The 26,669-nt window shown below is 43.5% G+C and carries 24 protein-coding genes; 14 read left to right on the top strand and 10 right to left on the bottom strand.

Going from position 1 to position 26,669, the window contains the following annotated elements; all coding sequences use genetic code 11:
* Positions 1–163 precede the first annotated feature (163 nt).
* Entirely contained in the window at positions 164–952 is a 789-nt protein-coding gene (locus OA79_RS13990) for an inositol monophosphatase family protein (RefSeq protein WP_063333851.1), read from the bottom strand.
* Positions 953–1,209: 257 nt separating this feature from the next.
* Here OA79_RS13990 and trmJ point away from each other — a divergent pair, with 257 nt between their 5' ends.
* Positions 1,210–1,932: a tRNA (cytosine(32)/uridine(32)-2'-O)-methyltransferase TrmJ gene (gene trmJ, locus OA79_RS13985; protein ID WP_063333850.1), complete on the top strand. Its 723-nt coding sequence runs from the start codon at positions 1,210–1,212 to the stop codon at positions 1,930–1,932.
* A 92-nt stretch (positions 1,933–2,024) separates the two neighbouring features.
* On the opposite strand, the gene gndA is transcribed toward trmJ, so the two are convergent.
* Positions 2,025–3,548: an NADP-dependent phosphogluconate dehydrogenase gene (gene gndA, locus OA79_RS13980; RefSeq protein ID WP_063333849.1), complete on the bottom strand. Its 1,524-nt coding sequence runs from the start codon at positions 3,546–3,548 to the stop codon at positions 2,025–2,027.
* Between the two features lie 507 nt (positions 3,549–4,055).
* Here gndA and OA79_RS13975 point away from each other — a divergent pair.
* The 4 genes from OA79_RS13975 to OA79_RS13960 all read left to right on the top strand — a co-directional run bounded on the left by OA79_RS13975 (position 4,056) and on the right by OA79_RS13960 (position 7,915).
* Positions 4,056–5,612: a phosphoenolpyruvate carboxykinase gene (locus tag OA79_RS13975; protein ID WP_063333848.1), complete on the top strand. Its 1,557-nt coding sequence runs from the start codon at positions 4,056–4,058 to the stop codon at positions 5,610–5,612.
* Positions 5,613–5,743: 131 nt separating this feature from the next.
* Entirely contained in the window at positions 5,744–6,523 is a 780-nt protein-coding gene (locus OA79_RS13970; protein ID WP_063333847.1) for a TatD family hydrolase, read from the top strand.
* Positions 6,520–7,395 (top strand): SDR family oxidoreductase, encoded by an 876-nt coding sequence (locus OA79_RS13965; protein WP_063333846.1) that lies wholly within the window; start codon positions 6,520–6,522, stop codon positions 7,393–7,395. The genes OA79_RS13970 and OA79_RS13965 overlap by 4 nt, the downstream gene beginning before the upstream one ends.
* 112 nt (positions 7,396–7,507) lie before the next feature.
* Positions 7,508–7,915, top strand: a complete 408-nt coding sequence (locus OA79_RS13960; RefSeq protein WP_231908879.1) for a hypothetical protein — start codon at positions 7,508–7,510, stop codon at positions 7,913–7,915.
* Positions 7,916–7,930: 15 nt separating this feature from the next.
* On the opposite strand, the gene OA79_RS13955 is transcribed toward OA79_RS13960, so the two are convergent.
* Positions 7,931–8,791 (bottom strand): hypothetical protein, encoded by an 861-nt coding sequence (locus OA79_RS13955; protein WP_063333844.1) that lies wholly within the window; start codon positions 8,789–8,791, stop codon positions 7,931–7,933.
* 19 nt (positions 8,792–8,810) lie between these two features.
* Positions 8,811–9,350, bottom strand: coding sequence for a YceI family protein (locus OA79_RS13950; protein ID WP_082825477.1), 540 nt, complete (start codon positions 9,348–9,350; stop codon positions 8,811–8,813).
* Positions 9,351–9,489: 139 nt separating this feature from the next.
* Here OA79_RS13950 and OA79_RS13945 point away from each other — a divergent pair, with 139 nt between their 5' ends.
* Entirely contained in the window at positions 9,490–10,371 is an 882-nt protein-coding gene (locus tag OA79_RS13945; RefSeq protein ID WP_063333859.1) for a LysR family transcriptional regulator, read from the top strand.
* A gap of 62 nt (positions 10,372–10,433) precedes the next feature.
* On the opposite strand, the gene OA79_RS13940 is transcribed toward OA79_RS13945, so the two are convergent.
* The 3 genes from OA79_RS13940 to OA79_RS13930 all read right to left on the bottom strand — a co-directional run bounded on the left by OA79_RS13940 (position 10,434) and on the right by OA79_RS13930 (position 14,537).
* Complete coding sequence (locus OA79_RS13940; RefSeq protein ID WP_063333842.1) at positions 10,434–12,350, bottom strand: beta-ketoacyl synthase; 1,917 nt, start codon at positions 12,348–12,350, stop codon at positions 10,434–10,436.
* A gap of 157 nt (positions 12,351–12,507) precedes the next feature.
* Entirely contained in the window at positions 12,508–13,368 is an 861-nt protein-coding gene (locus OA79_RS13935; protein ID WP_063333841.1) for a glucosaminidase domain-containing protein, read from the bottom strand.
* Between the two features lie 194 nt (positions 13,369–13,562).
* A complete protein-coding gene (locus OA79_RS13930) occupies positions 13,563–14,537 on the bottom strand; it encodes a glutathione S-transferase family protein (protein ID WP_063333840.1) in 975 nt (324 codons plus the stop codon).
* Positions 14,538–14,648: 111 nt separating this feature from the next.
* On the opposite strand from OA79_RS13930, the gene OA79_RS13925 reads away from it, so the two are divergent.
* From OA79_RS13925 to OA79_RS13915, 3 genes are all read left to right on the top strand, one after another.
* Positions 14,649–15,800, top strand: a complete 1,152-nt coding sequence (locus OA79_RS13925; RefSeq protein ID WP_063333839.1) for a GGDEF domain-containing protein — start codon at positions 14,649–14,651, stop codon at positions 15,798–15,800.
* 445 nt (positions 15,801–16,245) lie between these two features.
* On the top strand, positions 16,246–16,887 hold the full coding sequence (locus OA79_RS13920) for a TetR/AcrR family transcriptional regulator (RefSeq protein ID WP_063333838.1): 642 nt from the start codon (positions 16,246–16,248) through the stop codon (positions 16,885–16,887).
* Positions 16,888–16,889: 2 nt separating this feature from the next.
* Positions 16,890–17,510 (top strand): LysE family translocator, encoded by a 621-nt coding sequence (locus OA79_RS13915; protein ID WP_063333837.1) that lies wholly within the window; start codon positions 16,890–16,892, stop codon positions 17,508–17,510.
* A gap of 92 nt (positions 17,511–17,602) precedes the next feature.
* On the opposite strand, the gene upp is transcribed toward OA79_RS13915, so the two are convergent.
* Positions 17,603–18,259, bottom strand: a complete 657-nt coding sequence (upp, locus tag OA79_RS13910; protein ID WP_063333836.1) for a uracil phosphoribosyltransferase — start codon at positions 18,257–18,259, stop codon at positions 17,603–17,605.
* A gap of 240 nt (positions 18,260–18,499) precedes the next feature.
* Here upp and lon point away from each other — a divergent pair, with 240 nt between their 5' ends.
* Together lon and OA79_RS13900 are read left to right on the top strand one after the other, a co-directional pair.
* Positions 18,500–20,935, top strand: a complete 2,436-nt coding sequence (gene lon, locus OA79_RS13905; protein ID WP_063333835.1) for an endopeptidase La — start codon at positions 18,500–18,502, stop codon at positions 20,933–20,935.
* A 121-nt stretch (positions 20,936–21,056) separates the two neighbouring features.
* Positions 21,057–22,439, top strand: a complete 1,383-nt coding sequence (locus tag OA79_RS13900; protein ID WP_063333834.1) for an MATE family efflux transporter — start codon at positions 21,057–21,059, stop codon at positions 22,437–22,439.
* Positions 22,440–22,449: 10 nt separating this feature from the next.
* Here OA79_RS13900 and OA79_RS13895 read toward each other — a convergent pair whose 3' ends face one another.
* Entirely contained in the window at positions 22,450–23,211 is a 762-nt protein-coding gene (locus OA79_RS13895) for a TlyA family RNA methyltransferase (RefSeq protein ID WP_063333858.1), read from the bottom strand.
* A gap of 101 nt (positions 23,212–23,312) precedes the next feature.
* Here OA79_RS13895 and OA79_RS13890 point away from each other — a divergent pair, with 101 nt between their 5' ends.
* From OA79_RS13890 to OA79_RS13880, 3 genes are all read left to right on the top strand, one after another.
* The gene (locus OA79_RS13890) at positions 23,313–24,149 is read left to right on the top strand and encodes a sulfurtransferase (RefSeq protein ID WP_082825476.1); all 837 of its coding nucleotides are present in this window, start codon (positions 23,313–23,315) and stop codon (positions 24,147–24,149) included.
* A 115-nt stretch (positions 24,150–24,264) separates the two neighbouring features.
* Positions 24,265–25,434 carry a nucleotide sugar dehydrogenase gene (locus OA79_RS13885; RefSeq protein ID WP_063333833.1) on the top strand — a complete coding sequence of 390 codons (1,170 nt, stop codon included), beginning with the start codon at positions 24,265–24,267 and terminating at the stop codon, positions 25,432–25,434.
* A gap of 29 nt (positions 25,435–25,463) precedes the next feature.
* Positions 25,464–25,775 carry a hypothetical protein gene (locus OA79_RS13880; protein ID WP_082825475.1) on the top strand — a complete coding sequence of 104 codons (312 nt, stop codon included), beginning with the start codon at positions 25,464–25,466 and terminating at the stop codon, positions 25,773–25,775.
* Positions 25,776–25,840: 65 nt separating this feature from the next.
* On the opposite strand, the gene OA79_RS13875 is transcribed toward OA79_RS13880, so the two are convergent.
* On the bottom strand, positions 25,841–26,668 hold the full coding sequence (locus OA79_RS13875; RefSeq protein ID WP_063333832.1) for a glycosyltransferase family 2 protein: 828 nt from the start codon (positions 26,666–26,668) through the stop codon (positions 25,841–25,843).
* Position 26,669 lies beyond the last annotated feature (1 nt).

The following is a 26,669-nucleotide window of genomic DNA, read 5'->3' as shown; positions in this document are numbered from 1 at the left end:
CGGGCAATGGATCTTGAGCCTTGGTGTTGAGATAACTTGGCTAAAGACAGTTTAAATGCTCTGTGATATTTGGACATAAAAAGACCCCCAGTAATTGGAATGTCCAACTATTGGGGGTCAGTTCAGTAACGAGGCTTTTTTTGTTTTTCAGTAGAGAAAAAACTTAGTTAAGGTGTTTGTTTAGTACTGGCAATAACACTTTAAATAAGCGTGGCGCAGCACACAGCACGTCACCTTTTTCCAAACTTGGAGAACCATCAAACGCCGCAATCAAAGCGCCGGCTTCTTTGGCGATAAACAGAGGGGCTTGCATTTCCCATTCTTGTAACTTAATGCCCCAAGCACCGTCTAAGCGACCTGCTGCCACATTGGCTAGCATGAGTGCTGGTGCATCTTGCATGACAACGCGAGCGCCTTGTTGAGCGACATCAGAAAGCACGGTCAATTGGCCTTCAAGGTAGGTTGATGTGCGATCTGTTGCAGGGAATTGTGCTGCCAAGGTTGTGTTTTCTAGCGCACGAGCGGAGCTGCTGCGGATTCGAGAGTTATTTAAGTAAGCGCCGCGGCCTTTACTTGCGTAGAACTCATCTCGAGTGTGAGGGTTAAGCACAAGGGCGTGCTCTACTTTACCGGCAACCACATAACTGATGGTAATCACATGGCCAGCTAGACCACGAGAGAATAGGTGTTGTCCTTGAATTGCATCGATAATCCATTCGCCTTCTTCGCCAGTTTGAACTGAACCTTGTAAACGAGTGGTGATGGTATCCGCTGGGTAAGCTTTTTCTAGATGGTAAACAATGCTGCGCTCAGCACCAGAACAAACGGCAGCATAAACTTCCGCTGAGGATTTGCCTTGTTCCTTATCAAATAATAATTTCTCTTGAGAATGAACTATGTATTCTGCAGCGGCGCGAGCTGCTTTGATTGCGACATTGATTCTAGGTTGCATAATTTACCGTCATTAATTCGTCATTAAACATGTACTGCCCACCCTTTGAAAGGAAGAGCCAGTTGCCAGATAAAGTGTTAAAGAGCGGGCGTGCCAGATGCGAGATCTGGGAGCCAAAATTTGAGCGCGAATTCTAGCTTAATAATCCCACATTAGCCAGAGAAAAATTGGCGAAAAACTAACCAATCAAATGAATCTCCAAGAATATCTGTTAACATGCGTGGGTTTATATTATTTCTTAGCTGGTATCTAACATCATGCAAAATAAAGTTCGCATCGTTCTAGTGAATACGTCTCATCCTGGCAATATAGGTGGCGCTGCTCGGGCGATGAAAAATATGGGCTTGGCTGACCTTTATCTCGTGGCGCCAAGAGATTACCCAAGTCAAGAAGCGGTGAGTCGAGCTTCTGGGGCGACCGACATTTTGGAAAATGCTGTAGTCGTTGACACCCTCGAAGAAGCCTTAGCGGATTGCCAGTTAGTGATTGGTACCAGTGCTCGTGAACGCACCATACCTTGGCCACTGGTGGACCCTCGAGAGTCCGCTGACTTGGTGTTTAATGAAGGCTTAGAAACGGCTTTTGTATTTGGTCGTGAGGACAGAGGTTTAACAAATGAAGAGCTGCAACGTTGCCATTACCATGTGCATATTCCTTCTGTGGCCTCGTTTAGCTCATTGAATCTCGGTGCGGCGGTTCAGGTGATTGCTTATGAATTACGTATGAAGTTTCTTGCTACGCAAGATGCTCCCGCAGTACAGAATAAATGGGATGTGCCAGCCGCCACCGTTGAGCAAGTGGATTATTTATTAGCGCATTTAGAAAAGGTCTTGGTCGACATAGAGTTTCTCGACCCAGATATGCCAATGCAAGTCATGCCTAGATTTAGACGTTTATTTCAACGCTCTCGCCTCGATCAACAAGAGTACGGTATGTTGCGCGGTATGCTGACGTCGATGGAAAAACAAGCCAAGTCTTAATGCCTTATCCCTGTTTTAAAATTGACAAGGGCAGAGACAAAAAAACCACGATTTCTAGTATTGAAATCGTGGTTTTTTTTTACCTAAGGGAGTTAGGCTTTACGTTCAGGACGATCATTTTCTTGCCAGAAGGTGTGATATTTCTGACCTGGTTCGCCGTCGACTCTTTCGTAGGTATGAGCGCCGAAATAGTCACGTTGAGCTTGTAGCAAATTCGCCGGAACCACTTCAGAACGGTAACCATCAAAGTAGGCCAGTGCTGAGAAAAATGATGGTGTTGGAATGCCTGATTGTGCGGCTAGAACCACGGCTTTACGCAAACCTTTCTGTTTGCTAGCCATCGCGTCTGCAAAGTAGTCGCTTAACAGCAAGTTTTCCAACTCTGGGTTGTCAGTAAAGGCGTCTGCGATCTTCTGTAGGAAAGAGGCTCGAATGATACAACCTCCGCGCCAGATCTTCGCGATGTCACTGAAATTAAGTGTCCAGTTGTATTCTTTCTGTGCTGCTCGCATGAGTTGAAAGCCTTGAGCATAGGCGCAGATTTTCGCGCAATACAGTGCTTCTTCAATGGCGGCTTCTACTTCGCTGGCTTCAATTTCACCACTTTCGACATCCGCAACCAGTTTGTCAGCGGCTTGTTCTCGTTCGGTAGTTAGTGTGCTTAGAGCTCGAGCATAAACTGATTCGCTGATAATGCCCGCTGGTACGCCCATTTGTGTGGCACTAATTGAGGTCCAGCGACCTGTGCCTTTTTGGCCTGCACTGTCCAGAATCATATCTACCAATGGGGCACCGGTTTTATGATCGTATTGCTGAAGAATGTCTGCGGAAATTTCGACTAGGTAACTGTTTAGAACACCTTGGTTCCATTTCTCGAATAACTTGCCAATTTCTTCTGGCTCGTATCCCAATAGGGAACGCAATAGATGGTAGGCTTCACAAATTAACTGCATGTCGGCATATTCAATGCCGTTGTGAACCATTTTGACATAGTGTCCTGCACCATCAGGTCCAAGGTAAGCGGTACAAGGCTCACCTTCAGTAACCGGTTTGCCAGGTGTGTTACTGACAATCGGGTTACCGTCTTTATCTACCTTAGCCGCTACGGCTTCCCACATAGGTTGTAAGTATTTCCATGAGTCGGCATCACCACCAGGCATTAAAGATGGGCCAAATCGTGCGCCGACTTCACCACCGGAGACAGCGGTACCAAAGAACTTAAATTGTTCTTTGTATTCCGCTTCGCGTCGAATGGTGTCTGTCCATTGGCTGTTACCACAGTCGACGACAATGTCATCCGCTTCTAAACCAGCTTTGATTAGGTTTTGGCAAACGGCATCAACAGGGTTTCCAGCTGGCACCAAAACCACAATAACGCGGGGCTTAACTAAATTGGATAGCATGTCTTCCATGCTGTCGCAGCCGATGATTCGAGCTGGAGCCGAAGAGTCAGGACGTTCGGCGGCTTCTGTCGCCAAAACATCTTGTACTTTATGTGTGTCAAGATCAAAACCAGCAACTCGGTAGCCATGATCAGCTAAGTTTAAGGCCAAGTTTTTTCCCATGACACCCAGGCCGACAAATCCAATATTGCAGTTCTGATTTGTTTCTAACATAAATATCGATCAACCTTTTGAACAATTGGGGGAATTGAGGAAATTATCTTACCATGAAGAGATGAATATCAGGAGGTAATAAGGGCCGGAAAAATTCAAAAAAGTAGATTTTTTTATACTTTTTTATCAGAAACCTTAGTCTTTATGGGGGATTTCGTCTGTGAAAAGCCCATATTATGGCCTTATCTTTTGTGGGGTGTTTTTTTGGTAAGTGATTTTCTGGTTAGTATAAAGACTACTAAAAAGAAAGAAAACTACAAAAAAATTGTTTAAATATTCAACAAAATGACCTCTAACGACTTATTTTTTTCTGATTTTCAATTTATTTTTATATTTTTCAGTAGGTTAAGTCTTATTGCTGGCTTTCAAAATGGTAATAAAATAACAGTTTGTTATAACAATATGTTTTCTTAGAATGTTTTGTTACTATCGATTTTACAGAGTAAATTCACTTCATAATTATAAAAATATATCAGTCAACCCTTATCGTACAGAGGATTTAGCGTAATGAACTCCGCACCGGAAGTAACTAGAATTCACAAGAACCTAACTACACCTCAATTGGTGGAAAAGGCATTGCAAAATGGCGAAGGGGTTCTAGCCGATAATGGCGCACTTGTTGTTGAAACTGGCGCTCGTACAGGTCGTTCTCCAATGGATCGTTTCATTGTAGAAGAAGCATCTAGTAAAGATAGTATTCATTGGGGGCCGGTCAATCGAGCTTTTCCAGAAGATAAGTTTGCACCATTGTGGGATCGTGTAACGGCTTATTTAGATAATCAAGAGTCTTATGTTTCTAATATTCATGTCGGTGCGGGCGATGAGTATTATCTACCTGTGATCATGCGGACTGAAACAGCTTGGCATCACTTATTTGGACGTAACTTGTTTATTCGTCCAGAAACATACAACCCGACGTCTAAAGGTGAGTGGCAGATTTTGAATGCCCCTAACTTTGTGTGTGAGCCTGAGCGTGATGGTACGAATTCTGATGGTTGTGTGATCTTGAACTTTGCCGAACGCAAGGTGTTGATTGCTGGCATGCGTTACGCAGGCGAAATGAAAAAAGCCATGTTCTCTGTACAAAACTACTTACTGCCAGCGTACGATGTATTGCCAATGCATTGTGCGGCAAACGTTGGGACAGACGAAGATGTGACCTTGTTCTTTGGTTTATCTGGAACGGGTAAAACCACCTTGTCGGCTGACCCAGAGCGTTTTTTGATTGGTGATGATGAGCACGGTTGGGGTAAAGATACTGTTTTCAATATTGAAGGTGGTTGTTACGCGAAAACCATTGATCTATCGAAAAAGAATGAGCCAATTATTTGGGATGCCATTAAGTTCGGTACCATTGTAGAAAACGTAGTATTAGATTCTGAAACACGTGTGGCGGATTACACAGATACTTCTTTGACACAAAATGGCCGTGCTGGTTACCCGCGTGAGCACATTGAGAAGCGTGCGCCAGAGAATCGTGCTGGTGAGCCGAATGCCATCATCTTCTTAACGTGTGATTTAACTGGGGTATTGCCTCCTGTTTCTATTTTGACTAAAGAAGCCGCGGCTTACCATTTCTTGAGTGGTTACACGGCGTTGGTTGGCTCTACCGAAATGGGCGCTGGAACCGGAATTAAATCCACTTTCTCAACCTGTTTTGGTGCGCCTTTCTTCCCGCGCTCTGCTGATGTTTACGCCGATCTTTTGATCAAACGTATTGAAGAGTTTGGCAGTAAAGTTTATCTGGTTAATACCGGTTGGACTGGTGGTGCGCATGGTCAAGGCGGTAAGCGTTTCAGTATTCCGACAACCCGTGCGGTCATTTCTGCGATTCAATCTGGTGCGTTAGTGGATGTTGAAACAGAGCATTTAGATGATGTGAATCTGGATGTACCGACTCAGGTCCCAGGTGTCGATAGCGTTTTATTGAATCCTCGTAAGACTTGGTCTGATCAAGCGTCTTATGAAGCGCAAGCTAAGAATTTGATTGCTCAGTTCGTGGAAAACTTTAAGAAGTTTGATACCGTGTCTGAGGCCATTGTGAAAGCAGGACCTGCTTTGTAATTGCTTAATTCATAAAGTCTTTTAAAAAGCCGCGACTGTGTCGCGGCTTTTTTGTTGTTCGCTAGAAAAATAAATTTTTGATTAAAATTTAAGCTAGCCATTAATGTCATAAATAATGTAATCTTTTGTATATGTATATAGATACTCATTGCCATCTAGATTTTGATGTGTTTGACCGGACTCGTGATGAGTTGATGGTGAACTGTGAAGCGGTTGGGATAAAAGGCTTTTTGGTGCCTGCTACGACGGCTGCCTCTTGGCGAAAACTGAGTCGATTGGCAAAGCATTATCCGCAATGGCGGATTACTTATGGTTTACACCCTTACTTTTTGCAGCAAGCAAGGTTGGAAGAGTTGGATGTGTTGGCTGAATATTGTGAAGCCGACGCTGTGTTAGGCATTGGTGAAATAGGTTTAGACAATTGGCCAGGGGCTTGTGATATGGGCGTTCAAAAAGACTTTTTTGTGCGCCAATTACAGTTGGCGAAAAGTCTGAATTTGCCTGTGGTGATTCATGCCCGGAAAAGTTATGACTTGGTATATCAATGCCTTCGTCAGGTAGGCTTGAAAACAGGTGGTACCATCCATGCTTTTAATGGCAGTTATGAACAGTCACAACGCTTTATTGAATTGGGTTTTGTTCTAGGAATCGGAGGCACGGTGACGTACCCAAGGGCTAAGAAAGCTCAGCGTGTTTTACAGGCTTTGGATCGTCAGTCGTATGTGTTGGAAACAGATTCCCCTGATATGCCGTTACATGGATTTCAAGGTCAGGTGAATACTCCCTTGTCTATTTTAAAGGTAGCAAAGAGTGTTGCCACTATTCGGAATGAAGAAGTAGAGCAGATTGCTGTTGATAGCTATGATAATCTACTACGAGTTTTTCCTAAGTGGCATGAGGGCTTACTTTGAATAATAAACAAGATATAAATGCGCCGATCCGTATTTTGCTGCTGGGTTCGGGAACCGAAGTCGGGACGGCTTTTATAAAACTAACCCAAGATAAACCAGAATTTGAATGGTTGTGTCCAGATGAAGCTTTATTATTGGATGCAACGCGACGTGATGAATTACAAGCGATGACCTTTGATGTGGTCATCGATGCTTTGAGTTTACGTCATGCTTTGCAATCAGACTATGAGAAGTTTTTAGGAACCTTGACCTTTTTAAGTCAAGCCGCGCTAGCGCCGCTGATTATGTTGAGTAGTGCTCGGGTGTTTTCGGGGGATAAAGGTCAGGCTTACTCAGAGAAAGATGAGCCTGACGGCACTAGCAGTTATGCGAAAGCGTTAATCCAGGCCGAATCTGAAGTGTTAAATCACCCACAAAATATTGTGCTACGAACGGGGTGGTTGTTCAGTGGTCAGGGCGATGATTTTGTTTGCCGAACTCTGGAGTCAATCCAAGGTGGCGTTAATCTTGCTTACAAAGATGACTTGATTGGCAGTCCGACTCCCGTCTCTGATTTAGTGAGGGTTGTATTGTCTATGCTTAATCAGGGTCACTATGGAGCAGAGAATACAGGGATTTATCATTATTGCTGTGCTGAGGAAATTAGCTGGGTTGGCTTGGTAGAAGCCATTTTGGCAACGGCTGCTCAATACGATTCGAGGGCGCAAGTTGATGTTGAAGCGCATTCAGATACCGTAGAAGGTGTGCCGCAAGTCGCAATGAAGCGGCAATCTCTGTCTTGTCGAAAAGTGTTTAATCATTTTGGCATTAAGCAGCGACCTTGGCGATCAAAACTAAGAAGTCTGGTAAAGGAATTGTATCAAGTTAGTTGATAAAGGCATGAACGGTTAACGGCTCTTTTGTAGATCTGAAACTCGCTCATGTCTTTCAAGGTCAATGGTTGACCTTTGATATGCAGATAGAGCAGGAGTTGACGTGCATAAAATGAATCTTAAAGCCGTAATGGTGGTATTTTTCTTCCAAGTGTTGGTAGGCGTTCTTTGGTATGCATCAACCCCAACGCAATTCTTAGGTCGCTCTGTGTGGCAGACGCCAGCAGAGCTTCCAAGCTGGGATGTGCTGGTGATCTTTCTAATTTCAAGTTTTGTGTTCTTATGGTTCACAGCTTGGCTGATGTTAAGAGTGAGAAATTTGACGCGCATTGGTCAATTTTTTCTGGCCATTTTTATCTGGCTTTTGATTGTGTTGCCAAATTTCTTAATCGTGTCGTTGCATTTAGAATTGGAGTATGAAGATACGCTTTATTTGCTGTCTTATAGCGCGGTGCATTGCGCCATAATGGCTATTATTTTGCCATTATGGCGTCCTTCGCGTTCTATTTTTAAAGACTAGTAACGGTCTTTTGAATTAGTAAAGACTGCTTTCAGGCCATACTAACCATAAGCAAAAGCCACTAATGATGATACTTATCATGGCTTGGCAAATGATGGTGGGTATGGCTTTTTGCGTTAAGTGGCGAACGACTGGAGTAACAAAACAAGAAGCCGCGATTAAAGCCATAACACTAAGAGGAATGTCTGCTAAGACATGACTTTGACTGATTAGGCCCACTAGTACGATGATGGCTGGAGCGCTACTAAAATCTTGTCGGTTTGATGTGATTAGGCTGACCAGTAGATAACCTGCACTGGCGGCGGCAAAAGCACCAAGTAATTGACCTATCAACAAACTACCACCAATCGAAATAACCGGTGCAGCGCTGCCTGCAACAATCATTAAACCTATCATCGGGGTATGGGGTTCCAGTTTCTCTAGGCCTTTTAGCTCAGTAGTGTCATGAGTTTTCTGATGGCTCAGTGCAACATACACCAGTGTGAAAATGGCACAAGCAACGGACCATATGAGGCTCATATGAACCCCTGAATGTTTCAATACAGGGTTAAGTAAAAAGTAGAAAGACAGTCCGGTTAATAAGGTACAAAGACCATACCTTAGTGTCGTTGAATTTTTGATGAGATGTAAACTAATAAAAACGAATGTGCCAATAATGACACTGACACTGTAATAATCTATCGCTTGCTTTGGTGGCAAGCTCAAGCCTGAATGGATCAGGCTGAGCCCTACGATGAAACCACCGAGATAGCCTAAAAAAGACGATGTACGCAGCAATTTGCCAGTAATAAAACTGACTATTAGCGCGGCGATAAAGGGGTAAATGGCCGTATGCAATAGCATGATTAGATTTGAGTTACTGGCTTCTTCGTACATGTCTCTTCCTTAAACTATCTTATTGGCGAATGCCTTCCACGTATACTTCGATCTCTGTCGCATCGGTGACGCCTGGGATGAAATAAGTAATGCCGAAATCGCTGCGGTTAATGGTTGTCGTTGCTTCAAAGCCTGAGCGGTAGCCACCCCATGGATCTTTACCTTCGCCAACTTTTTCAACATCAAATGTGACGGACTTGGTTACGCCGTGCAACGTTAAATCGCCGGTTAATGTGTTGCCATCAAATTGCTTGCTGGTGAACGTTAATGTTGGGAATTGTTTAACGTCTAGGAAATCTGGACTGCGTAAGTGTTTGTCACGTGCATCGTGGTTGCTATCAACACTGTCAGCTTGAATAGTGAGTGTTGCGGAACCAGATTTACCATCGTCGGCGTATGAGAAGTCACCGCTGAACTCATCAAAACGACCGACTGTGGTGCTCACACCCAAGTGGCCAATTTTAAAGATGACAGCAGAGTGAGCGGTATCGATTTTGTAGTCCGCTGCGAAAGAAAGGCTAGAGGCCAGAGCCAAAGCGCTAATTGCAAATGCTTTCATGTAGGTTCTCCTTATTGATATGAATGTATCCGCACAGTTTAGAGCCTTTTTTTTAATAAATAATCAGCTAAAAAAACAATTCAATATTAACTATAATGAAATAATAAAATGGGAACTTTTTTTATTTTGGGTGAGTGAAATGGATAAGCTTCAAGCAATGAAGGTGTTTTGCCGAGTATATGAAGTGGAGAGCTTTAAGTTGGCCAGTGATTCGTTGGCTATTTCGAGGCCAATGGTGACTCGTTATATTAACTTTATTGAAGATGAGTTGGGAACCAAGTTATTGCAAAGAAATACGCGCAATATCAGTGTGACGCATGCTGGGCAAAAATATTATCAACATTGTGTGTCTATCTTAGATGCACTGGAAGAGGCTGAAAGTGAAATAGGGGACTTAGCACAAAAGCCAAAAGGGTTACTGAAAGTCAGCGTACCAATGGACTTTGGTTTGACGCATTTAGTGCCTCTGCTCGACAGCTTTACTCGCCTGTACCCACAGATTGAATTGGATGTGGATTTTAGCGATAAGCGTATCGATATGACCGAATCTGGTGTGGATCTGGCGATTAGAGGAGGGCTGTTAGGAGGGGATCAATTTGTTGCCCGTAAGCTTTGTACTGCAGGGTCTTATGTGTGTGCTTCCCCTGAGTACCTTGAGCGTTATGGTGAGGTCGTGTCTTTAGAAGATTTGCAGCGTCATAATTGTTTGCTTTATACCAATACGATGACCTCTGATCATTGGCATTTTACGAATGAAAAAGGTGAACAAGGGTCTGTTGTGGTGTCTGGAAATTGTCGTGCTAATAATGGTGGTGCATTGGCTCGCTTAGCTTTAGAAGGGGTCGGCGTCATTTATCAACCGGAATTTCTGCTATCAAAATACTTAGAATCAGGGGCGTTGGTAAATGTTTTGCCGCAATGGAAAGGATATGAAGTCAGTTTTCATGCGATTTATCCGCAACGTAAATTGATGTCACAGAAAACGCGATTATTGCTCGAATTCTTGCAAGAAAGTCTGTAGATCTGAGTGACCGCTGAACGACATAAAAATCCATTCAGACGGTCACTCCGTGCTGTATTTGATTAGGTTAGATCATCAAAATCGTTATCGATATGAAGGTCAACGGGAAGATCATAGCCTGGCAGGGTGATGCGCTGATTAGTGATGTCTAACTCTTCACCGCCTAACACATTAAAGCCAAATTTGTAGGTGGGTAGCACTTCCCCTCGAATGGCAGCTTGATTGTATTCGGTCGCACTTTCAACCACGGCGACTTTCCTTTGCTGGTAATCAGCCAGTTGCTCCGCTGAGTAGCGTTTCGACAACATTTTCATGGCTTGCTGAGGAGACAGTAGTACCGCCGTTGCATTGTTGCCACCAAAGCCTTTTGAGTTCAATAGGGCGGCATCAAAATACTCGGCACCATAATGCTCGTGCTTTAATTGGAACTTCAATCCGTCTTGGTACACATCATCGGCGATGGCTTTCGAGGTTGTAATGCCAGGTAAAATACCGTCTTGCCAAACACCTAACGAAAGATGCAGCTGATCACCACCGGCGGTGCCTTGTGAGTGTCCTAAAAAAGCTTTCATGGCAACAACTGGCATCTCTGTCGCACCAAAGCTGGTGGCCGCTTTGCTGAGTACATGTGACTCGGTAATGCGGTTTTGAGGGGTACTGGTGCCGTGAGCCTGAACAAAGGTGCGTTTGGTTAAGCCTTCATTGCCGATGATGTTTTCTAGATAAGCCATGGCTTTGCTCATGGTTAAATAGTTGCCAACACCCGGCGCGGAAATGGATTTTTTGTGGCCGTCTGCATGGGAAAACACGGCTGGGATGGCACCAAATATTTGCGCGCCAAGTTCAACCGCAAGCTCATCATCCATCAGCAGTGTCCATTGGCTTGATTCGCCGATGGTGAAACCGCAGTTTTCGGCAAATGGACGACAGCTGCGAGTGTGATCTGGTTCGTCGTGCTGACTTAGTTTATCTAAAGCTAATAGTGAAACGTCTTCTGCCAATGCACCCATGGTGCGAAAGCCTTCAATGATTTCAGGTGTGATAGGGGCGTCACTACCGCCAACCATGGCAACGCGGAATTTGCCGGATTTTATGCCGTCTACCGCGCGCTCTAGATTGAAGAAATAAGTTGCACATGCACCAATGGCTGTTCCTACATTACCTATACTTCCAAGTAAGTAAGCATTTACAAAGTCGGCTGGCATTTGGGCATAACCAAGCGGCAAATGCTTTGAGGTAGTACGCTTGCCCATTAGAGCCGATTTCAACATTCCGCCGAAGCCTAAATCGTCCATTTGTCCAATGGAGTTCGCTGCGTAAACAGCCATTTTGTCAGGAGAGACCTTGCTGCGGATGAGTTCCCAATCAATACCACTGCTCTTAATCGCATCGGATGCGCCATAAACCGTCATTTGCAAGCCGCGTGGATGGTTGCGGCTTTGATAAAGCTTGCCAGCGTCAAAACCTGTAGGCAGTTGTCCAGCCGCTTTTACCGCCAATGGCTTGGTGTCTTTTACGAAGGTTTCTAGGGTTCCATCGACGGTGATTTCACTGATGGTGTCAGAGACGGGGGTTACTTTCCAGTTGGATGGTTTATTTTTGGGTAAAGAGCGTGTTTTGGCCCGAAAGCTAAAATGTTCTTCATTGGAAGAGGCTTGTAAGGATGCCGCTTTGTGGATGGTGACATGGTCAACATCAAATAAACTTGGGTGAATACGACGAATGAGTGTTCTTGCCAGAAGTTCTTCACCAATGCTGTCGACTAAGGTTTCTGCATCCAGAGCTTCCCCTGATGGGGTATGCCAAAGTCCATTTTTATGCTCCGCCATATTGGTTAGCGTGGCAAGATCTAATAGCACATCCTGCTGGATTGAGCTTGGTAGAAGATCGAAAACGATTCGGCGATAAGCTTGATGAGATGAAGTACGACCAGCCGAATTAATTCCGCCAAAGCCAACAATAACAGGTAAACGGGCCAATTGAATTTCCTCGTTTTATGAATGAGTAAAATATTACGGTATTGTAATGAAGGGGATGACGCATAGCCACCCCAGACAAAGTAATTTAGTAACGTAAAGTTGCATTTTATTACATTTTTTCCAGCTTGGATTAGGAAAAAAGTGCAACAAAAAATAGTTACTCATTATTTGCTTGTATGCGATTAAAGCGCCATAGTTTGTTGTAGTTGATCAAACTAATGATTTCCTGCACGTAAGCTTGACCTCGTTGTGAATAGTGCTCTAAACCTTGCGCCAATGCCAAACCAGTGATGACTTCATCTTGTTGTCTCAGGTTAGCGCGAGTGTTTCGAAGCTTTTTATAAGCGGCGTTGGTATTCAGGTTGTCAATGTAAGCAAAGACCGATTCTCGAGCGTCGTGGAATTTGCGTACTTCGTGATCAGCATCGTTATCACGAGAAACAGGGACTAGGCCGCAACCTTTACGAAAACACCATTGGCCGAAGTAATTGTTTCCTTGAGTAGCGAAGCGAGAGGTGCCCCAAGCGGACTCATTGGCGGCTTGTGCCAGAACCAGAGAGGTGGGGATGATATCCAGTCTAGAAAAGAGAGCTTGAAGGTCTTGTGTTGAATATTGAGTAAGCACTTTAAGCTTGTTGTCTTTGCGCAATTTTGACACCCAAGCAATCTCGTTATTAGAGAGCTCATCGGCTTTTTTGAGGAGCACTGTTAGGCGTTTTCGATCGGCTAGGATCAACTCATTCTTCTCTTTGGCAAAGGGAGATAAGTATTCAAAGAAGGCTTTTTTACGGGCTTTAACATCCGTTATTGCTTGAAAATCAGGCACTTCTGATTGGATTGGATGAGATTTAAAGTAGTCCTTTTCATCCTGTGTGGCTTCGCCCGATTGGTCTGCAGAACTGACTTCTTCGGTTGCGTCTGTATCTGTTACGTCAACTTCATCCTGAAATGGGTCGGTTTTAATCCATAAAACTAAAAATAGTATTATTGTGATAACCCAGAGTATTTTCTTTTCCATAAACAACCACAACTCTCAACTGTAACATAAGGGTTTGCTTTACTTTGCTCAATGTTGAGCCATTATCGAAAAGCAAAAGAACCCTCATTATCCTTAAAATACAATCAATTTAACAGTCTTTAGAATATTTGCTGACGATACGATGACATTTATAGATGCCATCAGATGCCATCGTATCGTTTAATCTGCCAAGATTAGGTTAAAAATAATTGTTTAGGGCCAATAGGGACCACCTGTGTCGGGTTGATGTTTGTATGGCTGAAGTAATAGTGTCGTTTAATATGATCAAAATTGACCGTGTCTGCGATGTTTTGATGCTCATACAAAGATCGTAAGTAGTGGTTAATATTTGGGTAGTCGAGAATGCGTTTTAAGTTACATTTAAAGTGACCAAAGTACACCGCATCAAAACGAATTAAGGTGGTAAACAAACGCCAGTCAGCCTCAGTTTGCTGGTCACCCATTAAGTAGCGACGATCTTGTAACCTGTTTTCTAGGTAATCCATTGTGTCAAACAATGGTGTTAAAGCGTCTTCGTAGGCTGCTTGAGTCGTCGCAAAACCGCATTTATAGACACCGTTGTTCAGCGTGTGGTAAATCCTGTCATTCATCTCGTCGATTTCTTTTTCAAGCTCTTTTGGGTAGAAGTCTAAGGTGTTTCCGGTGAGCTCATTGAAGGCGCTATTAAACATGCGAATAATTTCCGCTGACTCATTGGAGACTATGGTGTGGGTTTGTTTGTCCCATAAAATAGGTACGGTTACTCGTCCGCTGTAATCTTGCTTGGCCTTGGTGTAAATTTGGTGCGCGAATTGAAACTGATGTAATGGGTCTCCTGTGGCGACGTGCGCATCTTGAAAATCTGGATCTTCCTTGAATTCCCAACCATTTTCTAACATGTCAGGGTGAACACAACTGACGCTGATGATGTCTTCTAGTTGCTTGAGATGACGAAATATCAAAGTACGGTGTGCCCAAGGGCATGCTAAAGAAACGTACAAGTGATAACGCCCCGACTCGGCCGGAAAATGATCCGCTTTGTTAGCATCGTACTGATCGCTAGAATAAACCCAGTTTCTAAAAATGGCTTCGCTACGAACGAATTTACCTTGTGACTTTTTGGTGTCGTACCATTGGTCAACCCACTTGCCATCTACTAATAATCCCATTGTCTTTTCCTTATCTTGTATATTTCTACATATTATTAATGAAACCGAATGCGTTTCGGGGCAATATATTGGTCGTATTTAATCGAATGATTCGATGGGTTTGGTTGTCCTATGTCTGAGCGTTTTGGTTCCTTATTCGCACCATGTTGTATCCTGCTCTTAAGTGTCTATGGGAGCTTATATGTTGGCTTACTGCCACCTGTTTGGGTCAGTATTTTGCCATTGATGCCTTTGATTCTAGCAGGTGTCGCTATTTTGCTTGCTTGGCACTTTAATAAAGGTCGCGTTTTTATTCTGGTGCTGCTGTTGCTGATCCCCAAATTGTATGGGGGGTCAAATCAAACGGCTTCCATTACCGCGTATTTGGTGGTGTCTTGTTTCTGTGTGGCGTTATTGGCCTTTGTAAAGGAAAGAGGCTTTTTTAATCGCTTTGCGGTTAATCGCTTATTGTTTGTCGCCATGCTGGTCTGTTGGTGCTACGCCGTTGAGCGTCATTGGGTGTCTTTTGCCTTTCTTGATCAAAGCGTTTTCCAGTTATCGCTAACTTGGTCTGATTTATTACTTTGGTTTGGCCTAGTCGTCAGCATCATGCTGATGGCCATTGCGTGGTGGTTAAGTAATGATGCTTTTCATGCCAGTGGTTTGATTAGTATTTTAAGTCTGATCATTATTTCTCGTTTTAGTGTTTCTGGTGTGCAGTACGACACTTTATTGTCCGCGCAATGCCTGTTGTGGATATGGTTCCTATTAATGGAAAGCTATCGTATGGCGTATTTAGACGACATGACACGCTTACCTGGACGTCGTGCCTTGAATGAGCAATTAGTGGGGCTGTCTAAGCATTATGCTATTGCCATGGTCGATGTGGATCATTTTAAAAAATTTAATGATACCTATGGTCATGATATGGGAGACAAGGTGTTAAAAAGTGTCGCTCAGCAATTAAAGCTGTTTTCTACTCCGGGACGAGCTTTTCGCTATGGTGGTGAAGAGTTTACCGTGGTGTTTCGACGAGCTCAGATGAAAGACGTTGAAGCTGTGTTGGAGTCGGTACGTGAAAGCATTGAAGAGGCTCAGGTTGAAGTCTTTGATCCTAAAAAGAAGAAAGACGTTGACGTGAATGTGACCGCGAGCATTGGTGTGGCGTTCGCATCGGCTGGTGAGGTGCCAACGAATGTTCTTAAACGAGCTGATGAGGCGCTATATCAGTCGAAAAAGAAAGGCCGGAACCGAGTTTCTAAGTCGCTTCCAGTAAAAAATTAAACGGAAAACTAAAAAAATTGACCGTTTGTTCAATTTTTTTAGTTCAAACTATTGCACTGTTACATCAGCTGTCTATAATTAATCTCAGAATTCAAGAACATTAAGGCACATGCTGTTTTCATGAGCCTTAATCACAGCGCCAACGTGGTGTAACAGTTAGCTTAAATAATGAATGCCTATAGTTATTTGAGTCTCTGTTACGAGGGGAAATGGGGAGCTTCGGCTCCCTTTTTTTATGCCCTGAAATTCAACTCTATCTCCGCTATTCTTTCGCTTTTCTCTTAACCTCTTTTTATTTCTTTAGGGTGTAGTGAAATAGATAAACGCGTACATTTTATGTCCGGCTATCTTCGTGACGACGTCAAAGGGTGTTATTCTTATGTCCTCTCTGAATAGGATTATCAGAGTTCCCCCACTATTTATTAGACAGCAGCGAGGCTAGACTTTGAGCGATGTAAAACGACCTAAAGATCAGCTGAAAGCGCATATTAGAGCGCAGAATCAAACCCTTATTTTGGAGACATCGGAGCGAGTGTTTGCTCGTCAAGGTCTGGCTAAGACCACGACCCAAATGATTGCGGATGAAGCGGGCTTACCCAAAGCCAATGTGCATTACTATTACCGATCGAAGAAAGATTTATTGGAAGCCGTATTAGAACGTATTTTGGAAATGTGGCTTCATTCTGTCAGCGAATTTAATGTCGAGGAGGGTCCAAAGCAAAACTTAACTCGATACATTAGTGAGAAAATTGACCAGTCTCGTGATAATAAAAATGCCTCTAAAGTCTTTGCTATGGCGTTAATAGGAGAAGAGTCTTTCGTTCTGGATTATTTGCGTCGTTTGTTTGTCACCGAGTTGAGTCGTGAGAAAGTGACGATTGAAGCCTGGGTTAATAAAGGGCTAATGGATCCTGTGCCTGTCGAACATTTATTTATCAGTATTTGGGCCATGACACAGACTTACGCAGATTTTGATGCACAGGTGCGCATTATGCTGCAAAAAGACACCTTAGAAGAGAGGGATTACGAAGAGGCAAAAGTCTTTATCACGCGTATGGTGTTAGCTGGTTGTGGAATAAAGGCGTAGTCATGACCATTGAAAGCAGTCTTACTTTTTTTATCGCCATTTTTATTTTCAGTATTACGCCAGGCCCAGGTGTTTTTGCCATTATTGCTCGCAGTATGACCCAAGGTGCTAAGGCCTCTGTGTCATTGAGTGCCGGGATGGCGATCAGTGATATTCTTTACTTAATTATGGCGTGTTATGGGTTAGCCGTTATTGCACAAACCATGGAGGGTGTGTTTTTAGCCATTCGCTATTTAGGTGCGGCTTACTTAATGTATCTTGGTTGGAAAATGTGGACAGCCCCTGTTGCTGATAATACTGTGTCAGATTTAGGGGGAAAACCTAAGAAGGAGGTGGCGAGTTTCGTTCAAGGTTTTATGATTTCTGCTTCAAACCCAAAAGTCATTTTGTTTTACATCGCGTTTTTACCGACCTTTATGGATCTTACTGTGCTGACTACTTGGGATATTGCGTGGGCTTCAATGTTGGCTTTTGTGGCCTTAATGATGGGCTTAACGCTGATTGCGGTGAGCGCTTCTCAGGCTCGTAGAATGATGAAGTCTCCAAGCGCCATGATTGCTCTTAATCGTGTGGCTGGTGGTGTGATGATTGGCGCGGGTGGTTTTTTAGCGTTACGGAGTTAAACCTTGTTTCGGTTGATATGGCGATCGTTTATTTAAGCTGCCGACTGGGTTGAAGCGTTTTGTCTTCTTGTTGTCAGCAGCTTAAATCAAATTTAACGAGTACCGTAAATTCGATCACCCGCGTCACCGACTCCAGGTCGAATGTAAGCGTGGTCGTCTAAACCGCGATCAATGGCACCTATGTACATCGCCACATCTGGGTGCGCTTCTTTGAAAGCTTGAATGCCTTCTGGCGCGGCAAATAAGCAGATAAAGCGAATATCAGACGCGCCCATTTCTTTCATTTTTTCAATGGCCATGATGGCAGAATTGCCTGTTGCTAACATGGGATCCACCACAATAATGGTTCGCTCATTCACTGAGTGTGGCATTTTTAAATAGTATTCAACAGGTTGCTTGGTGTCTGGGTCACGATACAAGCCCACATGACCAACTCGTGCTGAAGGCGACAGCTTTAATACCCCCTCAGCAAGGCCATTACCGGCACGCATAATGGTCACGATGCACAGCTTCTTGCCTTTAAGAACAGGACACATGGCTTTTTCAAGTGGTGTTTCTACTTCGATATCCATGGTATCCAGATCACGAGTGGCTTCGTAGCCAATCAATGTTCCTAGCTCTTCTACCAGCATTCTGAATTCACGAGTACTGGTGTTTTTGTCACGTAGACTGGTGAGTTTGTGTTTTACGAAAGGGTGGTTGATGACAAAAATGTCGTCGTATTTTTCAAGAAGTTGTTCGCGGGTCATGCGCTTTTCCTTTTCGTTGGCGGGCTTGGGTGTGGCAATACAGTGCCTTGCAAAATATGTGCTCATAATACCACTAAGTGGATTTCAGCTGAATCATTAATCTTGTCCTTCTGGTTAGTAGCGGTTTGAGGGAGGGGATTGTTTTCTTAAAGATTGTCACTACATAAACAAACATTAGATTGGCTGCATTGGCCGTGAATGTGAGGGGCAAGTTCCCCAAAGAAAGAATTGGATTGAAGAATGAGTGATGACGATTTTTTAGACAACCAAGAAGACAATGATGTAATAGCCGATGATGAAAGTGTGGTGATCAGTGACCCTAAAGCGCTGGCTTTACCAGACGATGTGTTGCCAGAAACACTGTATATCTTGCCAATTTCCAGTCGGCCTTTTTTTCCGGCACAAGTGCAACCTGTGATGGTCGACGCTGAACAATGGGAAGATACCGTTGAACGTATTGCTGAGCACCCGCAAGCCGCCGTGGGTTTGGTGTACGCTGAAAAAGTCGGCAAAGGCGCACCTCCTGTGGAGGCTTTCCGTTCAATTGGTTGTGCGGCTCGCATTCATAAGGCTGAAAAACAAAACGATAAACTGACCTTTCTCGCGCAAGGGGTAAAGCGTTTTGAGGTAGTGGAATGGTTAAGTGATACGACGCCCTATTTGGCGAGAGTGCGTTACATCAATGATGCCAAAGCCAGTGATGATGAAGCAAAAGCCTATTCCATTGCCATTCTGGATGCCATTAAAGAGTTGATTCGACTCAATCCATTATTCAGTGAAGATTTACGCCAGTATTTGGGGCGTTTTTCGTTTAATGAATCTGGTTTATTAGCGGATTTTGCGGCTTCGATTACGTCAGCAGAACCGGAAGAGCTATACGATGTGTTGGCCACAATACCGGTGCAGGCGCGGATGCATTTGTCGTTAACTTTGTTGCGTAAAGAGCTGGAAATTGCGCGTTTGCAAAATGAAATCAGCGCTGAAGTAAACGATAAAATTGGTAAGCATCAACGGGACTTCTTCTTACGAGAGCAGTTGAAGGTGATCCAAAAAGAGTTAGGCATTTCGAAAGACGACCGTACTTCCGATGTGGAAACGTTTGAGGAGCGATTGCAAGGGAAAACCTTAACTTCGACAGTAGCGGATAAAATTCAAGAAGAGCTGCATAAACTGAGTATTCTCGAAACGGGGTCGCCAGAATACGGTGTGACGCGTAATTATTTAGACTGGGCGACTTCTCTGCCTTGGGGTGTCCATTCTGACGATAACTTAGACATTAAATCGGCTCGTGAGGTTTTGGAGTCGTATCATGCCGGTTTGAGTGACATTAAAGATCGTATCGTTGAGTTTCTCGCATTAGGTGCCCATCGTGGTGAAATGGGGGGCTCAATATTGCTATTAGTCGGTCCTCCTGGTGTGGGTAAAACGTCCATTGGTAAAACCATTGCAGAGTCGCTTAATCGTAAATTCTATCGCTTTAGTTTGGGGGGGATGCGAGATGAAGCTGAAATTAAAGGCCATCGTCGTACCTACATTGGTGCTTTACCCGGTAAGTTTGTGCAGGCGTTAAAAGACGTTCAAGTTGAAAACCCTGTCATCATGTTGGATGAGATAGATAAAATCGGCTCTTCATTCCAAGGTGATCCAGCGTCTTCTTTACTGGAGGCATTGGATCCTGAGCAGAACAGCGAGTTTCTTGATCATTATTTGGACATGCGAATTGATTTGTCCAAAGCCTTGTTCATTTGTACGGCCAATCAGCTGGATACCATTCCTTCGCCGTTATTAGATCGTATGGATGTGATTCGCCTGTCGGGCTACATAGCTGATGAGAAGCTCGCCATTGCCAAGCAGCATTTATGGCCTAAGTTACTGAAGAAAAATAAGCTGCTGAAAAAACAGCTTAATATTACGGATGCGGCATTGCGTCATTTGATAGAACACTATGCACGCGAAGCGGGTGTGCGTGGTATGGATAAGTTACTGCAAAAAATACTGCGTAAATGTGTCGTAGAACTCATGACTGGCGAGAAAGAACACATTAATGTGGGTGTTAAAGACGTAGAGAGCTTATTGGGCATGCCTTACTTCCGTCCCGAAAAGACACTTCAAGGAATTGGTGTGGTAACTGGCTTAGCTTGGACTTCTATGGGGGGAGCGACGTTACCCATTGAAGCGACCAAGGTGCATGAGCTCACCCGTGGTTTGAAGTTGACTGGTAAGCTGGGTGACGTTATGAAAGAGTCTGCTGATATTGCTTACTCCTATGTGTTTTCTCATACCAAGAGCTATCAGCGAGCACCTGAGTTTTTTGATAAATGTCTGGTGCACCTGCATGTTCCTGAAGGCGCAACCCCAAAGGATGGACCAAGTGCGGGGATTTCTATGGCAACCGCTTTGCTGTCATTGGCAAAAGGAGAGCCGGTGCGTCGTGGTTTGGCGATGACGGGAGAGTTAACTTTGACGGGGCAAGTGCTAGCGGTTGGTGGTATTCGTGAAAAAATTATCGCAGCGAAGCGCAGTAAAATTAATGAAGTGATTTTGCCTGAACCAAATCGACGAGACTTTGATGAATTACCTGAATCCGTCAAAGATGGCATGACGGTGCATTTTGCTGAACGTTTTACCGATGTTGAAAAGGTGGTTTTCAATCGTGATGTGAGTAACCTTCATTGATATTCACTAATTTGTCCACAAACTAGGCATTCTCTTCATGGCCGAGTCATGAGAAAATGAACTAACCGGGTGAGCTTTGGCTTGCCCGGTTTTTTTATATTTAGGTTGCTAGGGGAAATGAATGCCTAATTCGGCAAAACTCACACAAGGCTCAACGTTTAAACACGTGGTTACCATGTCGGTTACCAGTGCGTTGGGGTTGATGTGCATGTTCTTGGTGGATTTAGTTGATATGCTTTTTCTCTCCATGTTAGGGGAAAAAGAAGCCGTCGCGGCAGTGGGTTATGCCAGCACCATTATGTTCTTTACGGTCTCGCTAAGTATTGCCATCTCTATCGCTGCCACCGCCTTGGTGTCTCGTGCAATTGGTGAGCATAACCTTGAGTTAGCAAAGCGTAGAGCCGTTAATGTACTGGCATTTGGTATTCTATTTTCATCCCTCGTTGTTTGGTTTTTATGGCCAAAGATCCCTCATATTTTACTGTCTATTGGTGCCACTGGTCGGGCACTAGATCTGGCGACGGGTTATTTGCAGATTCTAATACTAGGCATGCCTGCCGTGATGATCGGCATGATTGGTTCTGGGATTATGCGCGCATTAGGCGATGCTAAGCGTGCAATGTACGCCACTATGGTCGGTGGGCTGGTGAATGCCGTGCTAGATCCTATTTTTATTTTTGCTTTTGGTCTTGGTGTTGATGGTGCGGCGATTGCGTCTTTATTAGCTCGTTGCTCTATGGTGGTCGTGGCTTATTACGGCGTGGTTCGAGTCCATAAGATGCTTGGCGAATTTGATCTTATGGATTTTTTCAAAGACACTCGAAGCATTGCGATGATTGCTGTTCCGGCCATGCTAACGAATATGTCTTCGCCTTTGGCGAATGCCATTGTAATGGAGCATACCGCGTCTTTTGGTGACGATGCGGTTGCAGCGGTGGCTATTATTGGTCGTGTTATTCCTGTGATCTTTGGTGGTTTGTTTGCGCTATCTGGTGCTGTAGGCCCGATTTTAGGGCAAAATTATGGGGCGGGGCGTTTTGATCGGATGCATCAAACCATTTCAAGTGCGGTGATTTACGCCTTGGGATACTGTCTTTTGTTGTGTTGGACTTTGTATGCACTGCAGGATTGGCTGGTGATGGTGTTCAATGCGTCGCCCGCCAGTGCGGATCTCATTCGTTTTTTTGCGACCTTTGTGTCTTTCAGTTTTTTCTTCCAGAGTTTGTTGTTCATCGCCATTGCCACTTTTAATAATCTTGGTCGTCCGCTCCACAGTACATTGTTGAATTTTGCTCGAGCAACGTTAGGAACCTGGCCGTTGATTATTGTTTTTTCTTGGTTTATGGGAGCGGAAGGGATTTTATTTGGTCAGGCTGTCGGTTCAGTGATTTTTGGCTCATTAGGCTTTTATATGGCAAGGAATTACATCGTCGAATTGGAGGAAAAAGAAGCGAAAGAAATACTGCCTTCTGGCGCTTCCACAGGCTTTGATGAAATGATTTAAATTGTATTGATTAAGATTTTTTGATCGCCCACAGTAAAAATTCACGATTACCATCACCGCCCTTGATTGGGCTGTCAATGTAACATTGCACTTGAAGTCCTAAAGCAGAGACAAAGGCTTTGATGTCTTTGGCTAATTCCGAGACTCTTTTTTGATCTTTTACTATTCCGCCTTTACCCACAAATTCTTTGCCCACTTCAAATTGAGGCTTGACTAGAGTAATGAGATGGCCGCCTTCTCTAAGTAGTGCTGGGACCTGGGGTAAGATTTTTGTCTGTGAAATAAAGGAGACGTCCATAACGGCAAGATCAAAACCCGTTTCAGGCAAGTGGTTTTGCAAGTCTTCTTTAGATAAATGTCGTGCGTTTATGCCTTCTAAACAGACAATCTGCGGATGATTTATTAAGCTTGAAGCCAGTTGTCCATGACCAACCTCAATACCAACGACCTTATTTGCACCATGTTGAATAGCGCAGTCGCTAAAGCCTCCGGTAGATTGACCGATATCTAGTACATGAAAGTCTGTGATGTCTAAATTTGTGTGAGACAAAGCCCCTTCAAGTTTGAGTGCTCCTCGAGAGACATATTTGTCAGTGTCTTTAGGGGTGATGTTTAACTTGGTGTCTGTTGAGAGTTTTAAACTGGCTTTGGTAATGGGATGCCATTGATCATTTAATAAATAAGACACTCTGCCTTCACTGATAAAATTTTGTGCCTGTGAGCGAGACTTGGCTAGACCTTGTTCGGTAAGCAAAAGATCAATGCGTAACATAATGAAACCGTTAATGACAATATTAGCTGCTATATTATCAAAATTAGACCAAGCAAAATAGGTTAGTAAATGGTGCTTTAGCATCCATCTGAGGAGAGCCTGTGATACCGACAACCTTGATAACCACAGAAGAATTAGAGTCGCTTTTAGATTCGCCAAATTTAGTTGTATTAGACTGTCGTTTTTATTTAACGGATTTGACTAAAGGAAATTTGCTGTATCAGGAAGGTCATATTCCCAATGCGATTTTTGTCGATGTACATCATCAGTTAGCGGGCTCTGAAAACGAGATGTCTGGACGCCATCCTTTGCCATCCCCACAGAGCTTTTCTGAACAGTTGCAACTGTGGGGCATTGATAAGCAAAGTGATGTGGTGGTATACGATGATATGGGCGGTGCTATCGCTGCTCGGGCTTGGTGGATGATGGTTCAACAAGGCCTTAAAGTTCGAGTGTTGGATGGTGGTTATCCTGCTTGGTTAAGAGAGAATAAAGAGGTTTCATATCAACAATTTACAGGTACAAAAAGCAATGACGTCATGGCTGTGGCATTCCCTTGGGCCATAGATGAGCAAAGAATTGTTGAGAATTTTGAGACAAACCAATTTCAATTAGTGGACGCCAGAGCAGTTGACCGTTTTCAGGGTGAGAATGAGACTATGGATCCTGTTGCAGGACACATCCCTGGTGCGATTAATCGTCCCTTTATGGATAACCTTGATGAGCTTGGTTATTTTAAACCTGCAGAACAGTTGCATGTTGAATGGCAGGATTGGATTTCTGAAGAGGAAGATCCTTATGTCTATTATTGTGGTTCAGGTGTGACGGCTTGCCACAATGTACTGGCCTTAAATTATTCTGGTATTGAAGCCAAGCTGGTGTATGTTGGCTCTTGGAGTCAGTGGGCGAAACGTATGTTACGTTTGGCTAAGGCATAATAATTTTTCATGTAAAAGTAAAGAAAAGTTAGATAAGGCATTTTTAATTCACTCTCAAACTGTAAAATAGGGATATATTTCAAAATGTAACTATTTGCTGGAAAGGTAGAGTTTGATGAAAATTGCGGTGGCTGGAACTGGCTATGTAGGGATTTCGAATGCTTTGTTGTTGGCTAAGCATAACCAAGTGGTTGCACTGGATATTGTGCCTGAAAAAGTGGCCATGCTAAACGCCAAACAATCTCCGATTGAAGATGTTGATATTGAACGCAGTCTTGCTCAAGAAGAATTGAATTTCAAAGCCACACTGGATAAAGAAGAGGCTTATCTAGGGGCTGATTACATCATCATTGCGACACCGACAGATTATGATCCAGAAACGAATTATTTTAATACCCGTCACGTTGAGTCCGTCATTGCCGACGTATGCCGCTTGAACCCAAGTGCGGTGATGGTGATTAAGTCGACCGTTCCTGTTGGTTTTACTCAATCTGCGCGACAGCAATTCGCAACGGATAACTTAATATTCTCTCCTGAATTCTTACGTGAAGGTAAAGCTTTACATGATAACTTATATCCTTCTCGCATCATTGTTGGCGAAGAGTCTGAGCGAGCCCGTATTTTTGCTAACTTGCTTGTACAAGGCGCATTAAAAGAAGAAGTAGATGTATTACTGACTGGTTCTACTGAAGCCGAAGCAATTAAGTTATTTGCCAACACATATCTGGCCATGCGAGTAGCCTTCTTTAACGAACTAGATAGTTATGCCGAATCTCATCAATTGGATAGCCGCCAAATTATCGAAGGGGTGGGATTGGATCCTAGAATTGGCAAACATTACAACAATCCATCTTTTGGTTACGGTGGTTATTGCTTACCGAAAGACACCAAGCAACTTTTAGCCAATTATGATCAGGTACCCAATAACCTGATTCGTGCCATAGTAGATGCCAATGTCACGCGTAAAGACTTTATTGCTGAATCCATACTAAAGCGATCACCTAAAATTGTTGGTATTTATCGCTTAGTGATGAAATCCGGGTCTGATAACTTTCGAGCGTCGGCCATACAAGGTGTCATGAAGCGTATTAAAGCCAAAGGCATAGAGGTGGTGGTTTATGAACCCGCTTTAGACGAACCTGAATTTTTTAACTCTCGTGTGATTACTGATTTGGCAGAGTTTAAGCGCTTATCAGACGTGATCGTTGCAAACCGTTTAACAGATGATGTAATGGATGTTGAAGAAAAAGTTTATACCCGCGATCTCTTTGGTGGGGATGCTTGATCGCAAAGATTTAATGATGAGCGAATGAAATAGCCCGTTATAACTTCTCTAACCAGTCAGCTAAAAATAAAAAACCAATTATTCCATTTCAAGAAAGAATGGAGATTGTTGAAGCAATTAAATTTGTTGATGAAGTTGTTCCACAAGTAAACTACGATAAAGTTGAAGCTTGGAATAATTGGAAGTTTGATAAAATGTTTGTAGGAGATGATTGGAAAGGAACTGATAAATGGAATCAGTTAGAAGCGGAGTTTGGTGAGTTTGGAGTAGAGATTCATTATTTCCCATACACTTCTCATACATCCAGTACCAAACTTAGAGAAATTTTAAATAAAATATAAGACTTCAGTTAAGCTTCAGAAAACCTCTTTATAGCGAGGTTTTCTGAAATATTCTATTTTCGGGATTACTTGGTGTGCTCTAAAGACTCCTGAATACCCACTCTGGCTTTGATTACTTTATTCTTTTTTGTGTCTTCACGAATGGCTTTGCTTCTCGCCAGCATTTCTGGTGTTACATAGCCACGTTTGTGGTCAAGGTGGATGCACACCGCTGAGTAGCGGATGCGCTTTGCTTTAAGCCCATAATTGACCAGACGATCGCCAAACTCACAATCCTGTCCGCCATATTGCATAGTCTCTTCAAAACCATTGACCGCAAGGATGTGCTTTTTATAGCAAGAGGCGCTGTGACCATTCCACGTAGGGCGGGCTGGGCTGATGCGATTTAAAAAGTCAGCCCAAGCACCTTTTGCCGTTAGCTTCATGGTTTTGTGCGTTTTCTTTAAGCCCATGCTGATTAGCCAATCAACATCGAAAGCATTCTGATTGACAATGTCTTCGCGGGTAATGGCCTTACTTATGTCCATTGGTAGTTTGAAATAGCCGCCAGATAAGTAAGTGTTTGGCTCAGATAAGCGCAAATGTTGAGCAATAAAGTCTTTACGTGGAATGCAGTCTCCATCGGTAAAGATTAAATATTCACCTTCGGCTGCGAGTATTGCTTTATTTAGAATTCGACATTTCTGAAATCCATCATCTTCTTGCCAGACATGTTTAATGGGGATGTCTGTTTCACTTTTCATGCGTTCGATTAATTCGCGAGTTTCTTCACGGGAACCGTCATCGGCAACGACGATTTCAAAATCATCAGCGCTTTGTTCAAAAAAACCCCACAATACTTTTTCTAGCCATGCGGGTGAATTGTAGGTAGTGAAGATAATGCTGGTTTTCATT

Source organism: Marinomonas sp. TW1, from assembly GCF_001625355.1.
GTDB lineage: Bacteria > Pseudomonadota > Gammaproteobacteria > Pseudomonadales > Marinomonadaceae > Marinomonas.
The sequence above is the reverse complement of the archived record's forward strand: the minus strand, read 5'-3'. Positions and strand labels throughout refer to the sequence as shown.

What these genes read in the sequence shown, in the direction of transcription:
- OA79_RS13990 (WP_063333851.1), bottom strand. Translation starts at nt 952, where the DNA reads ATGCAACCTAGAATCAATGTCGCAATCAAAGCAGCTCGCGCCGCTGCA.
- trmJ (WP_063333850.1), top strand. Translation starts at nt 1,210, where the DNA reads ATGCAAAATAAAGTTCGCATCGTTCTAGTGAATACGTCTCATCCTGGC.
- gndA (WP_063333849.1), bottom strand. Translation starts at nt 3,548, where the DNA reads ATGTTAGAAACAAATCAGAACTGCAATATTGGATTTGTCGGCCTGGGT.
- OA79_RS13975 (WP_063333848.1), top strand. Translation starts at nt 4,056, where the DNA reads ATGAACTCCGCACCGGAAGTAACTAGAATTCACAAGAACCTAACTACA.
- OA79_RS13970 (WP_063333847.1), top strand. Translation starts at nt 5,744, where the DNA reads ATGTATATAGATACTCATTGCCATCTAGATTTTGATGTGTTTGACCGG.
- OA79_RS13960 (WP_231908879.1), top strand. Translation starts at nt 7,508, where the DNA reads ATGAATCTTAAAGCCGTAATGGTGGTATTTTTCTTCCAAGTGTTGGTA.
- OA79_RS13955 (WP_063333844.1), bottom strand. Translation starts at nt 8,791, where the DNA reads ATGTACGAAGAAGCCAGTAACTCAAATCTAATCATGCTATTGCATACG.
- OA79_RS13950 (WP_082825477.1), bottom strand. Translation starts at nt 9,350, where the DNA reads ATGAAAGCATTTGCAATTAGCGCTTTGGCTCTGGCCTCTAGCCTTTCT.
- OA79_RS13945 (WP_063333859.1), top strand. Translation starts at nt 9,490, where the DNA reads ATGGATAAGCTTCAAGCAATGAAGGTGTTTTGCCGAGTATATGAAGTG.
- OA79_RS13935 (WP_063333841.1), bottom strand. Translation starts at nt 13,368, where the DNA reads ATGGAAAAGAAAATACTCTGGGTTATCACAATAATACTATTTTTAGTT.
- OA79_RS13930 (WP_063333840.1), bottom strand. Translation starts at nt 14,537, where the DNA reads ATGGGATTATTAGTAGATGGCAAGTGGGTTGACCAATGGTACGACACC.
- OA79_RS13925 (WP_063333839.1), top strand. Translation starts at nt 14,649, where the DNA reads ATGTCTGAGCGTTTTGGTTCCTTATTCGCACCATGTTGTATCCTGCTC.
- OA79_RS13915 (WP_063333837.1), top strand. Translation starts at nt 16,890, where the DNA reads ATGACCATTGAAAGCAGTCTTACTTTTTTTATCGCCATTTTTATTTTC.
- upp (WP_063333836.1), bottom strand. Translation starts at nt 18,259, where the DNA reads ATGACCCGCGAACAACTTCTTGAAAAATACGACGACATTTTTGTCATC.
- lon (WP_063333835.1), top strand. Translation starts at nt 18,500, where the DNA reads ATGAGTGATGACGATTTTTTAGACAACCAAGAAGACAATGATGTAATA.
- OA79_RS13900 (WP_063333834.1), top strand. Translation starts at nt 21,057, where the DNA reads ATGCCTAATTCGGCAAAACTCACACAAGGCTCAACGTTTAAACACGTG.
- OA79_RS13895 (WP_063333858.1), bottom strand. Translation starts at nt 23,211, where the DNA reads ATGTTACGCATTGATCTTTTGCTTACCGAACAAGGTCTAGCCAAGTCT.
- OA79_RS13885 (WP_063333833.1), top strand. Translation starts at nt 24,265, where the DNA reads ATGAAAATTGCGGTGGCTGGAACTGGCTATGTAGGGATTTCGAATGCT.
- OA79_RS13875 (WP_063333832.1), bottom strand. Translation starts at nt 26,668, where the DNA reads ATGAAAACCAGCATTATCTTCACTACCTACAATTCACCCGCATGGCTA.